The sequence below is a fragment of the Peribacillus sp. FSL P2-0133 genome (assembly GCF_037975445.1).
GTDB classification, from domain to species: Bacteria; Bacillota; Bacilli; order Bacillales; family DSM-1321; genus Peribacillus; species Peribacillus simplex_E.
This window is the reverse complement of the sequence record NZ_CP150254.1, coordinates 896,648-909,711: the sequence shown is the minus strand read 5'-3', so window position 1 is coordinate 909,711 and position 13,064 is coordinate 896,648. Positions and strand designations below refer to the sequence as shown.

Genomic DNA, 13,064 nt, shown 5'->3' with positions numbered 1-13,064 from the left:
ATATTAAAAATAAAGTAGCGATTTATGTAATTTAAACCTCTTGAATGAACTTATGATAAAAGATCCTCTAGTTTCAACATTCCCAAACGATTATCTCCATAATCAGAACTTTCAATAGTCAAAACAGCTTTTTTAAACGCTTTGTCTGTGTAAGATCCCTCAAGGGCGAAATGATAATTCCCTTTGCTCGTTCCAGATCGATAGCATGGAGGTCTGACAGCGTTTTAAGAATTTGACTCAGCCTTCTGTGACTCTATTCTAACCAACCTGACTTCAAATGCAGCTCAGCCCCTTTTTTTCAACGGGTAATGATAATTTTTTATCATCCTTACTGATGAGCTATCACTTACTGGCCTTGAGATGCAGTGTGGAAGAAGTTCGTTTCCTCACTGCATCTCAAGGTTCATGTTTTTTTCTTGTTGTACGTCAAAATATTTTTATCACATGCCTATATCCTGAAAGGCAATTTTCGGTTTTTATCTTTGAAACAATGGTTTGAATATCACTTGAATTAGATGTTCTTTTCAAGTGAAAACATAAGTTCACCAAAAAGGGACAAACTGTATTTGAAAAAAGAAAGGAGATGTGAGACATGACAAAAAAATTCAATAAAGGCAGCCGTAATCAAAATTCACCGCAATTACACGGGCAAGCTCCTGTTAGTGGGGACAACAGTAAAGGAAATAAAAGAAATAAAGATCAAAGTTCCAAAACAGAGTAATAATGAAACAAACCGGCCATAATCAGACCGGTTTGTTCCTTTTGTAGCCAAAAAGTCCAATTCATTATCGACGTTATCCCGACTGTAAATAGAGTCCTACAAAACTTTCCCCAGAAAAGAGGTCATTCGTTCATTATCATATCGGAAGTGAAAATAAATTAGCTATTTGATTCTTTTTGTATCTGAACCTTGTGCCCTTCCGTTGTCGTCTCCAAACTATCGGTACCATGATGAGTATAATTAATGTTTTTTGTCATAAGGCTTACCGCCACCAAGACTACAATATTGATAAATAGGGCAATAATTCCTACATTCAAGTCTTTAATTGCTTGAGGAAGATAAGGAAATAGTTGACTGATTTTTATGTTCCCCAGTTCCATAATAGAGACTAGCACTCCTCCTGTTATTATCCCGGCAAATGCTCCATGTTTGGTTACAAAATTCTTTCTCATCAAACTTGCGAAAAAGGCAGGAGCAAGTTGTGTGATGAAATTATAGGCGATTAATGCGAGACTAAAGAGGGTGTTTCCACCTTTAAAGGTCAAGTAAATCCCTACGAGAGAAATAATGGGAACCAAGTATTTTACCAGTTTTGCTATTTGATTTTCCGTTGCTGATGGAGTGAATACGCTATATACATTTTTTGCAAGCAATGTTGATATTGACATTAACAGCATGGAACTTGGGACTAGAGCGGCTAACACGCCTGTACCACCGATTAAGCCCACAAACCATGGATCAAAATCCTGTTTAGAAAGCTGCAGCAAGATAAGATCGGCGTCGCCGCCTTTTAATCCAGGCATCTGTAAGATCGCTGCAAACCCGACAAAAAAGGCAAACAATAAAATCAATTGATACATTGGCATTAGGATGGCATTTTTCCGTAAGGCTTTTTCGCTAGATGCAGCATAAATAGGTGAAAACCCGTGCGGCCACATATAAAATCCAATAGAGCTTAATACAACAGTGGATATATACCACGAAACGCTCATTCCCTGATTTGGAAGTATGGTATAGTTCGGCTTTGCCTGTTCAATGGCCTCAAACATAGGTTGGAGCCCGCCATAATAATGAAGTGGGAAATAAACTCCTAAAAATACGACAATGCCAAGAATCAGAATATCCTTCAAAATAGCTGTCCTGGCAGAACCGTGAATACCGGAAACCATTACAAAAATGGTAACGCCAATTGCTCCGACCCAAATGGCTGCTGTAGAAGAGATTGCCCCATATGATGTTGCTGAAACGATATATCCTAACCCCTTCAATTGCAGGACTAAGTAGCAAGTACAAGCTATAACACCTATTACAGCAACAAGCACACCTAGATAAGGACTTTGATATTTTTTCACAAAAAAATCTGATTGGGAAACTAATTGGTGTTTCTTTGCATACTTCCAGATAGCAGGAAATGTCCAATAGGAGATCACTGTAGCCAGACAGCCATATGTCACGATGCTAAATATGGAGCCTCCTTCCCCATAAGCCGAACCACTTGCACCCAAAAAGGTAAAGGTAGTATACATTTCACCTGCGGACAAGAGGAAAATCAATAGGGCTCCCATCCCGCGTCCTCCAACCGACCATTGTTCCAAGTTCATTTCTTTCCCTTTTTTAGCTTGGATACCGATCAAAACAGAAATGACGAAAAAAAACAGGATAAAAAAAACGGCAATATTCATCTTGAATCTCCCTTCTGATTAGCTGGATCCAGTAGATAAATAATCCCCATTATACCTGTGGTGAGCACAGACCAGAGTACAATCCAAAAATGAAAAAATGGCATTCCCAGAACATAGGGAGTTACTTTATTTGTAAACAAAGCGCCTACAATAAAGCCAAGAAACGGGACAATTCCGAGCCAATATATTTTTTTCAAACTCTTAACCCCCTAGTATGTTAGATTTAACATTTTCAAAGTCCCATGAACAAATAACTTCACCCCATATTGTAAAGCCTGTTCATCGACTGTGAATTTGGGATGATGGTGAGGATAAATAATCCCTTTTTCTTCATTACGAGCTCCTATTACAATATAAGATCCCGGAACTACTTTTTGAAAAGCAGAGAAGTCTTCACTTCCCATAATTGGCTTTAAAATCTCCCGGCTTCCTTCACCAAATACTCCACAGATCGTTTCGTCCATCAATCGGGTAACTTCTTCATCATTAATGGTAGGGGCATAACCAAACTGATAATCGAATTCATAAGTAGCTCCATGTGCTTCCGTAATCCCTTTTACTATGCGTTCGATAAAGGTTGGAACGTTTTCCCTCAGTTCCGGATTGAAGCTTCGAACTGATCCACCAATGCTTACCTTACTTGGAATGACATTAATCGCACTTCCCGCATGGAACTGGGTCACTGAAATCACAAGGGCTTCCTGGGCATCTCGATACCTCGAAACAATGTGCTGGAGATTCGATACAACCTGAGTTCCAATCGCTATGGGATCGACGGTAAGTTCAGGCTGCGAGGCGTGCCCCCCTTTACCGACCACGGTAATGTTAAAAGTATCAGCTCCAGCCATCACCGGACCGTAACCCAAACCAATTTTCCCTAAAGGAAGAGTCGACAAGAGATGGGCGCCAATAATCATATCCACCCCATCCAGCACACCGGCTCTCACCATTTCTTGAGCCCCACCGGGTGGCAGTTCCTCAGCATGTTGAAATAAAAAGCGCACCTCCCCTTTAATTTGATCCTTTAACTTTGTAAGAATTTTTGCTGTGCCAAGCAGCATCGCCGTATGCCCATCATGTCCGCAAGCATGCATAACTCCTGAATTCTGTGACACAAAGTCAAAATCATTCTCTTCTTCAATTGGAAGCGCATCCATATCTGCCCGCAGTGCAATAACCTTCCCAGGCTGCTGACCGATCAAACGAGCCATAATACTCGTCTTTGTCGGACGTGAAATTTCCAATTCACCAAAAGTTTGCAGCTTTTCATAAACAAATTGTGCTGTTTTTTCCTCCTGAAAAGAAAGCTCCGGATACTTATGTAAATATCTTCTCCAAGTAACCACTTCATCTTTAACAGCCTCGATCAAATCATGAATCATTATCGTTTGAGACACCAACTACAACCCCTTTTTCATTCAATTTACATAACAGCCCTTAATTTAGGATAGTTTAAGGAAAAAATTCCTTAAATAGAGTATAATCTCCCTCGGTCTTTATTTCAATATTTTTTGAAAATTCTAAACCGTTCCCAAACCTCATTTAGTTGCCAAGTTTTACAAAAATTTGAAACACAGCATAAAGCAGAAAGGCACCCCAATTATGGGTCCCTCAGTTTGTAGGTTCTATCTAACTGTTAAAAAAGTTGATTGAAAACGGAAGGTGCTTGACTCCTGCATAGAAAAGCGTGTCCATAGGAGAACACACAGGCGCGAAGGCGCCGAGGACGGACCGCCCGCGGAAAGCGAGTTCCCTACGTTCCAATCAACGTTCGCATTTTCACGAACCCTCAAAAAAAACTGTAGACAAACTCAATTTTCATCGAGTTTGTCTACAGTCTAAAGCACCCCAAATATTGGTGCCTGTATTTTATAATAATCGATAAATTTTACTCGGCCTTCCACGAGTGGCGTTAGCCTCTTCCCCAATGCATTGTGCCAAATCAACTTCGCACATATCTGCAACAATTCGCCGTACATTGCGCTCTGTCATTTCAAGATGTGTCGCTAAATCCTTTGTAGTAAATTCACTCCAGCCCATTCTTTGAACGAGAGCCGATATTTTCTTATACGTTTTAACACTGATATTTCCGTTTTTCAACTTTTCTATAAGAGGTTTATTGTGGGAACGGGTATCATATTGCAATTCTTTCTTTTTGCCTGGTGATTCGATAATTTTGCCATCATCTTGAATAATTACAATTTCACGCTTTTTCATCTCTTTCGAGTGTTGAATAGCCCGAAAAGCATTGATTTCCGCTGAATAGGCAGTCTCACCGAAGCCAATTCCAACGGTAACGGGTGTATCTGCTTCAAAGGCCAATTTTTGAATAGTATCTTCGAGCGTAAATATTTCTCGTTCAATTGCGCCGCGAGAACTAAAAATCATGTACCTTCCATTCCCTTTCTCTGAAAAGGAACCATTTATTTTTTCTCCAAGCTGAATCAACATTTCTTTTAGGCGAAGCTCCAAGTACTGTAAATGATATGGAGTTTTCATTTCCTCTGCCACTTTGTTAAAATATTCGACTTCAATGATTTCAACTCCGATTTGTGTACCCTTAAAGTAGGATGTCTTTACTTTCTCAGAAAGAATTCGAAGCGTTTGCCGCACTTCCATCTTACTCATCGACATACGATAGGCTGGAATGCCATATTCCCTTAAAGCTTCACACACGGATGGAAAACAGGAAAAAGCTCCTTCTGTCTTTCCCGTATTCCATAAATCCAAGTGAAAATGTACCAATTCATCCGTATCAACATCTGTCTCAAACACTTTCGTATAAATCTTTTTGGTTTTTATATTCAACTGTGACAAAGCTTCTTCGCTAATATTATTTGAGGACATAGTATCAATACTTAGATGCTCAATGATTTTCCCTTGTTCGTAGATCATCTCTAAAAAGGATTTATAAAAACCTGATTCCGTGGCTGGAACATGGACCATTATTTTATCTGTGCCTAGTGTTTTGTTGGCGATTTCATAGGGAAGTGGACCAGAAAAAAGCCATGCATGTACGTTAGAATCATGTTCCTTTACAATTTCCTCTACCTCTTCGGTATTTACATAGGGAAAAGAGATGAATTCCAACTCATGTTTATATTCTTCTGCCAAGTCTAATATCTGTTCTATAGAAGCTTTTAGACCGACCAGTCCGATTTTATACATCCTGTATTCGACTTCCTTTATCATCTGTAATATATTCATTGTTCTTTATAGAATATCCTAGTTTAACATAATTCACATTATCGTAAGTTCTAATTCTTCTGTTGTTTTTCCATAATTCATTCATTTTATCTAACTTTTATTTAATTTGTATTAGAGTTCTGTTTATTAGTTTGGTTTGTTACTCTTGATCGTATAAATAAACCAAGAGAAATGAAAAATAACAGTAGCAAAAAGAAAAGAATGATAGAAATGGTATTTATAGCTGCAAAAACATACCTAACCAAACCAACATTTACCTTTTACACCATTTTATCATGCCATATGAAAGAAAAATACCTTGTATACGTTATTCATGTGAGGTTTACAAAACACCCTCGTTTATACACCATTGATAAATCAACGTTTACGCATCTCAAGCGCACCTAAATGGCTGCGTAAGGGGATATTTATGCAAATCTTATTCAATAAAATGGTTCAATTGTTGAACAAAGAGCAAACAGCACTCTTTAACTATCCTCCCTCAATATTGAAAGTAACTTTTCACTCAATTATCTTCCTAGAATACTTTAAATACTCATGATTTTCTTAGTACAGATAACATTAAAATGTGCGCGCTACCTCTTGTACGAAAAAACTATCATCATTTGTTCCTCACGTTCGTAATAAACTGATGATAGCTACACTGTTAAAATACCTTTAAAAATCCTTACTAGAAGTTTAAAAGATTGATTTCTCATAAATAGATTGAAAAATTTGATCACCTGTTGGTTATTACGATAACCTATTTGGCCTAAAAAAGAAGAACATTCATGTTAACGGGAGGAAGAAGGATGCATCATAACGATTGGAAAAGGAAATGGAACGGATTTTCCAAGACGTTTCCGTATTCTCTTTTAGATGTAAAAGATGAATTAAAGAAAAAAAGTAAAAAACAGACTGCTGTTAAAACGTGGGAGTTAACGGGAGAAGAGACAATGTTAATACATGAAATAAAAGAACGAACAAGACAACACAACAATAATAATGTGACACGAACTCATGCCTATTTTCAGTTTTACCTCCGTTACCCAGAAATACACTGGGCACTACTTGGACATATGGTATCGCGTAATGGCGGTTGGAATATGACGGATTTAAAAGGGGATTTATATACAAGACTATTGTCGGAAAAAGATCAACTTATCTTCTTTTCTTTTTTGGAACGAGGGAACTGGTTAATCTTCCAAGATGTGTACCCACAATTTTTGTTGTATGAACAAAGTGTCAAAAGATCAAAAAGACTGTTTCATCTTCTACCTTTTTTCAATGTATCAACGTTTATGGAAACGTTGTGGAACCATTTTTGGAGAACAGGCGACCAGTATATATTAGCCATTGCCACTGTTATTAATGAACAAAGCTATTTAGAAAAAAGGGTCATTCAAAATGCCCATTTTAAAAAGACCGTACTAAATAGTATTGGATTCAAACTTTATGATTTTTTTCGCTTTAATCACATTCTTTTTCCATACTATAAGGATGAGACCAAACAAGAAACATTACTAGTCGGGAATACAATGAAGCATTTCACCTCCCTTCATGAGCGAATATTGCTGGGCAAGCGATTATACTCACTGCTGTTTAGCCGTGAGAACATCTTATCAGGAGTAGTAGATTGGGCTCATGATCATCCACATACCGGTTCGCGAAAAGACTACTGGCCGCATTTGTTTAATGATGTAAACGAATCATTCTCCCGTGCATTTTATAAACGTCGAACAAAAAAATGCCAATTAAGAAAAGGTGCGGATCGTTTATACAGTCCTCGATTAATATACACATGGAAAGATCTTAATCATGAGGAGGAGGAAAGCAAAGACTGGTTTGAAGACTGGCACATCATGGACTACTTAATCGATAAGGGAGAAAATATAGATGGGGAGATTTATGATGAATACTGCACAACGCTTGAAAAAATTGAACTTGCCATTCTGGCAAAAAAAAACGTCTTACTCCGAGAAGAAGCAGAATATGAGTAACCATCGGGCTTTTGTAGCCACAATAATTTTCTCTTGTTTCATCGGAACGTATTTAGACTTACTGTTTGTAGGTAAACAAATGTATTCCTTTCCGGCAAGACCATTCCCAGGTATATTTACAATCAATGTCGCTTTTACATTATTGATATTGCCAATCTTTACTACGCTCTTTTTATGGATCGCTAAAGCGTTGACTGAATTATCAAGAATACTGTTTATCGTTTTGATTGGACTTTGTATAAGTGTTTCCGAATCGTTTTCGGAGAATTTAGGATTGTTTACTCATAGCGAAGCATGGCAACATTCTTATTCCCTTTTCGGATACATGATCTTCATGCTCATTATTTGGAAATTTTATCGATGGTTTCAATAACAATCGACCGTGTTATAGGAATCTAACAAACAAACTTGCTAAATACGAAAAAGTACATGCCAATTTGGTGTTATGGATAAAAAAACAAAGGGGGTCACAAAAATTAAAATAAAATTTTTGTGACCCCCTTTGAAATATGCTAGGAGGGTTTCCCTTCTGGATTTGATGATTAAAGACTAAAATAGCTCACTACTTTTATAGATTTGCTTATGGAAAAAACCTTATAAAAACATTCCCGAAAATCTAGTTCTCAACTATTTTCGGCACTCATAGCCAAGATATGAAGTACATGATATATAATGCATCTAAATATAATGGTTGTGAAACGTAATTAAACCTTTTTGAGCTTTTTATTATTTGGGCTATCTCAATTCCTCTCTTTTTTAGCACATTTTAAGGAGTGAATGTATGAAAGAAATTGGCATCAAATCATATTTGTCTGTTGGAACTGTCAGTAACCCTGTTTATGATCCTAAAAGTAATAAGTTATTCTTTATTGCTGATTATTCTGGTTTACCGCAGGTTTGGGCAAAGGATTTCGATATAAGTGAACCTACCCGAATTTCTTTTACTAATGAACGAATTACTTTTGTTAAATACTTAAACAGTTCATCACAACGCGGACTATTCATCGGCATGGATGTCGGGGGTAATGAGAAGCAACAACTGTTTTTACTCAAGAGTGATGGTGTACTGATCCCGCTTACCAACTCACCTGACCATAAACATGAATATGGTGGTCTCTCACCTGATGGAAAATGGATAGCCTGGTCAAGCAATCGTCGACATTCTGCCTATTTCGATATCTATATTCAAAATGTCGAAACATTAGAAAAACAAATGGTTTTGTCAAAGGATGGTCTCTATACCTCCATCATGTGGTCTCCTGATTGTAAATCATTATTGATTCGGAAAACAAATTCCCAGTTGGATAACGATTTAGGTTTACTGAATCTTGGCACAGGAGAAATGACCTGGTTAACAGATCATCAGGGTGAAGCAAGCTATAAAAACCCTCATTTCAGCAAGGATGGAGATTATCTCTATTTATTAACAAATCAAGATAGAGAATTTTTTGGGCTCGCGATCATTGATCTTTCAACAAAACATCTCACTTGGCTGGAGGTGGGACAGTGGGACTTTGAAGGCCTCGCTATGAGTAAAGATCATTCAAAGTTAGCTTTTTCAATTAATGAAGGAGGTATTTCAAGAGGCATTCTTTTAGATCTAAAATCAAGTGCCCTTTATACATGGAAAACACCAATGGGGGTGATAACTAGCTTAACATTTTCACCCGACAATCAAAAATTAGCCTATGTATTCAATGGGCCGACCTATCCGTCTGATATATGGCAGGTTGACTTAAGGAAAATGAAGACAGAACGGCTTACTCAATCTCTTCAGACAAAGTTTTTGGAAAATAAATTAATTGAACCTATTCTTATTTCCTTTAAATCTTTTGACAATCTCCAAATACCTGCCTTTTACTTCAAGCCAAATACCCAATCAGAAAAAATTCCTGTTATTCTATATGTTCATGGGGGTCCAGAAAGCCAAATCCGTGCTGTTTTCAATCCAGTTCTGCAGTATTTCCTAAGCCTTGGCTATGCAGTAATTACTCCTAACGTACGCGGGAGTACAGGATATGGAAAAACATATACTCATCTTGATGATGTTCGTAAACGAATGGACTCCGTTAGAGATCTTGTTTCTTTAGTAGATTGGTTAAAGAAAGAAGGATGCGCTGATCCTAATAGAGTTGCCATTATGGGAGGGAGCTACGGAGGATTTATGGTTCTTGCAGCCATCTCTCACTATCCGGAATTATGGTCTGCTGCAATTGATCTCGTTGGGATTTCAAGTTTCAGAACTTTTCTTAAAAAAACCAGTCCGTGGCGACGCAAACTTCGCGAAGTTGAATATGGAACTATTGAAAAGGACGGAAACTTTTATGATCTGATTGATCCATTGAAACTAGCTGACCGGATTACCAGTCCGCTGATGGTACTTCACGGGTCTAATGACCCACGCGTCCCAATTGAAGAATCTGAACAAATCGTAAATAAATTAATAGCAAGAAATCACCCTGTAAAGTTTATCTGTTTTGAAAATGAAGGTCATTCCATCGTAAAACTAAATAATAAAATTACTGCCTATACGGCAATAGCACATTTCCTCAATCAATATATTGGTAAATAATATCCCAATGCGCCTTTTATACTTTGAAGGGTGATTAAAAGGAATTAGCGTACCGACTATAAGGAAATGTGGTTCTTAGTTTCTTTAAGAAAACTAAAGTCTCGTTTGATATGAGTAATAAAATTTATCCTATTTTATCATAATTTTTTTAAAAACTAACTTGCTCCATTTGTTGCATAAAAAAATGAGCTGATCATCATCACAGCTCTTTAAAGAACGATTGCACCTGTTAGTTGATTAACGAATAAAAATATATTTATCTATTCGTGTGTTTGAAGAGCTAACTTTATTCCCAAACCAATGTAGACTATACCTCCGACTTTCCCAAACCAATTTGAACTGCTGTTAGATTTAACTAATAACTTGTTGCCAATTGTACTTGTTACGAAAACTAAGAGAGTGGTATACATTATGCTCATCAGTACAAATGTTAACCCAAGCATTAAAAGCTGAATTGTCACTGGGGAACCATCACTTTTTACAAACTGTGGTAAGAAAGCTAAGAAAAATAATGAAGTCTTAGGGTTTAGTAATTCAATTAACAAAGCCTGACGAAATGATAGATTATTATTCACTTTCTTAGTAATAGGTTTTTCAATTTTTTTTGATTTTTCAAGCAAAGCTCTTATTCCTAAATAAACTAAGTATGCTGAACCTAAATATTTAACAACTCCAAAAGCAAGTGTAGATGTCATTAATATCGCGGAAAGTCCAACAACTGCCGCAAGAGTATGAATTAAGTCACCAACAGCAATACCCAAGCCTGTGATAATTCCATTCTTTTTTCCACCTTTAATAAATTGAATTCTTTATTGCACTATCCTGACACTTTAGTTGAACAAGGGTATTTTTTCTCTAATTAGAATGTAACGAACGTACATTCAAAAGTTCATATAATGGATCTTATAAGCTGGAGTTTAGAAGGATCTTTTTAATTGGAGGATTCTTTTATATGCTTATTGAGGTACCACCACATGCCCATCAAGCTAAGAAAATAGGACACCTCCAAAACGATAAAATGAGCTTCTTTGTTACAAGAAAGCCCCAAATTTTGTTCTGAGGGTATTCTAAATTGTTAACTTGATGGCAATGTTATGCTACCCCAAGGAGAGTTAATTAAGGGAAATACTCAAAACTTTCCTCGGTAATCAAATTGCATTTTCGTGTATATCAAAAATGTCGAGATATTACTTCTTTAACATATAAATTTTACGAGGTCTTCCCCGAGGTGATTGAAGTTCTTCTCCTTTGTATTCCACTAAACCGCTTTCACTCAAACTACTCATAATTCTCTGGGCATTTCGGACGGTCATGGATAAATGAGAAGCTAAGTCTGAGGAAGTGAAGCCGTCCCAGCCCATACGATCAACCAATGCTTCTATCTTTTTATACGTTTTTACACTAATGTTAGCCTGATTCAATTTATCTAGCAGTTCTTTATCATTAGAACGGAAGGTATATGCCAATTGTTCTTCTTGACCTACGGATTCAATCATTACACCATCTTCTTGGATAACAACAATTCCGGAACTGTCTTGCTTCTTCGAATGACGGATCGCCTTGCGGGCATTGATTTCTGCTGATGCAGCCGTCTCACCAAAACCAATACCAACTGCAACTGAGACATCCATATCAAGGGCCAGTAATTGAACAGTACTTTGCAAGCTGCCAATTTCCCGTTCAATTGCCTTGCGTGAACTAAATATTTGATAGCGGCCGTTTCCATTTTCTATGAGGGATCCATCTAATTTTTCGCAAAATGAAAGCAATGTTTGTTTAATTTTCAGCTCCAAATGCTGAAGATGATAACGAATATTAACCTCGTCCACAAATTGATCAAACTGATCAATTTCAATAATCTCTACACCTATCTGACTATCTTTAAAATAGGTGCTTTTTGCTTTTTCAATCAAAATCTTGACCGCTTGTCGAATTTCCATCTTTGTCATATTTATTTTGTAGACAGCAACATTTTCTTTCTTCAAGGCCTCATATACAGATTGTAAAACGGTTAGGACAGCATGTATCTCCCCTTCCCTCCACAACTGAAGATGAAATTGAACAATTTCTTGATAATCATATTGTTCATCAAATGTTTTTACATAAATATGTTCGGTGGAAATCCCTAGCTCTTGCAGCGACTCATGCAAAAAAAAGTCTTCCAATCGAATCATATCGATGGATAATTTATCGAAAAAATGTTTTTGATCTGCAGACATTTGTAATAAACATCTATATAAACTAGATCCTACAGGAGGACAATATGTAAAATTGGCCTCTGAATCCAACATTCCTTTTGCTATTCTATAAGGAACTGGTCCAGAGAAAAACCAACCATTTACAGTACTTTGGTGATTTTTTATAATGTCCGTTACCTCACGTGCATCTTCATATGGAAAATCAATAAAATCTATTTCATGTTCAAATTCATTAGTAACATCCCGAATTTTCTTTATAGATGAAAGTGGACCTACAACCCCAATTTTATACACGTTTATTTCACCCCTACATCATACTATTAGTTTTATTATATCAAAATAACCAACCCTAACAGGGAATAATAAATGAGATCCAAATATAAAAGCATGTAAAGCACCGTTTGACATAAATAAACGGTGCTGCTTAATATGGTTTCTTATCTTTCGTGAGTTCAAGAGTGGCAGGACTTATTGATTAAAAGGTTTCGAATCCTATTGTTCATTTAACAATAATTACCAGAAAATATTTTCCCTTTTTTCTGAAAATTTTATTGAAATAGATTATTCTTAATTATATAATACATTTAACGAAAATAGCGTTAAATATTCGTTAAATAAAAATCAGTATATTGGAAGGAATTAATGAAGTTCACAAAGGATGAAAGACGGTAATTTGAGTTTAAGGCATGTTTAGAGAAAAAGTTT

General features: G+C 36.7%; 10 protein-coding genes. 4 read left to right on the top strand and 6 right to left on the bottom strand.

What is annotated here, in order from left to right:
• Nucleotides 1-592: 592 nt before the first annotated feature.
• Entirely contained in the window at nucleotides 593-721 is a 129-nt protein-coding gene (locus tag MKY17_RS04380) for a hypothetical protein (protein WP_255256698.1), read from the top strand.
• Between the two features lie 158 nt (nucleotides 722-879).
• Here MKY17_RS04380 and MKY17_RS04375 read toward each other — a convergent pair whose 3' ends face one another.
• The 4 genes from MKY17_RS04375 to MKY17_RS04360 form a co-directional block, all read right to left on the bottom strand.
• Complete coding sequence (locus MKY17_RS04375) at nucleotides 880-2,403, bottom strand: sodium:solute symporter (protein WP_286176990.1); 1,524 nt, start codon at nucleotides 2,401-2,403, stop codon at nucleotides 880-882.
• Complete coding sequence (locus tag MKY17_RS04370; RefSeq protein WP_098370916.1) at nucleotides 2,400-2,600, bottom strand: DUF3311 domain-containing protein; 201 nt, start codon at nucleotides 2,598-2,600, stop codon at nucleotides 2,400-2,402. Before MKY17_RS04370 ends, MKY17_RS04375 begins: the two co-directional genes overlap by 4 nt.
• A 12-nt stretch (nucleotides 2,601-2,612) precedes the next feature.
• Nucleotides 2,613-3,800 carry a M20 family metallopeptidase gene (locus MKY17_RS04365; protein ID WP_286176989.1) on the bottom strand — a complete coding sequence of 396 codons (1,188 nt, stop codon included), beginning with the start codon at nucleotides 3,798-3,800 and terminating at the stop codon, nucleotides 2,613-2,615.
• A 472-nt stretch (nucleotides 3,801-4,272) separates the two neighbouring features.
• Nucleotides 4,273-5,571 carry a hypothetical protein gene (locus MKY17_RS04360; protein WP_098370915.1) on the bottom strand — a complete coding sequence of 433 codons (1,299 nt, stop codon included), beginning with the start codon at nucleotides 5,569-5,571 and terminating at the stop codon, nucleotides 4,273-4,275.
• An 830-nt stretch (nucleotides 5,572-6,401) separates the two neighbouring features.
• Here MKY17_RS04360 and MKY17_RS04355 point away from each other — a divergent pair.
• The 3 genes from MKY17_RS04355 to MKY17_RS04345 all read left to right on the top strand — a co-directional run bounded on the left by MKY17_RS04355 (nucleotide 6,402) and on the right by MKY17_RS04345 (nucleotide 10,161).
• A complete protein-coding gene (locus tag MKY17_RS04355; RefSeq protein ID WP_098370914.1) occupies nucleotides 6,402-7,589 on the top strand; it encodes a DUF2515 domain-containing protein in 1,188 nt (395 codons plus the stop codon).
• Nucleotides 7,582-7,962, top strand: a complete 381-nt coding sequence (locus MKY17_RS04350; RefSeq protein ID WP_286176988.1) for a CBO0543 family protein — start codon at nucleotides 7,582-7,584, stop codon at nucleotides 7,960-7,962. Before MKY17_RS04355 ends, MKY17_RS04350 begins: the two co-directional genes overlap by 8 nt.
• Nucleotides 7,963-8,370: 408 nt before the next feature.
• On the top strand, nucleotides 8,371-10,161 hold the full coding sequence (locus MKY17_RS04345) for a S9 family peptidase (protein ID WP_098370913.1): 1,791 nt from the start codon (nucleotides 8,371-8,373) through the stop codon (nucleotides 10,159-10,161).
• A gap of 260 nt (nucleotides 10,162-10,421) precedes the next feature.
• Here the strand turns inward: MKY17_RS04345 and MKY17_RS04340 are convergent, their stop codons facing one another.
• Both MKY17_RS04340 and MKY17_RS04335 read right to left on the bottom strand, forming a co-directional pair.
• Nucleotides 10,422-10,958: a LysE family translocator gene (locus MKY17_RS04340; protein ID WP_260398117.1), complete on the bottom strand. Its 537-nt coding sequence runs from the start codon at nucleotides 10,956-10,958 to the stop codon at nucleotides 10,422-10,424.
• A 390-nt stretch (nucleotides 10,959-11,348) separates the two neighbouring features.
• Entirely contained in the window at nucleotides 11,349-12,653 is a 1,305-nt protein-coding gene (locus MKY17_RS04335; RefSeq protein WP_098370911.1) for a hypothetical protein, read from the bottom strand.
• Nucleotides 12,654-13,064 lie beyond the last annotated feature (411 nt).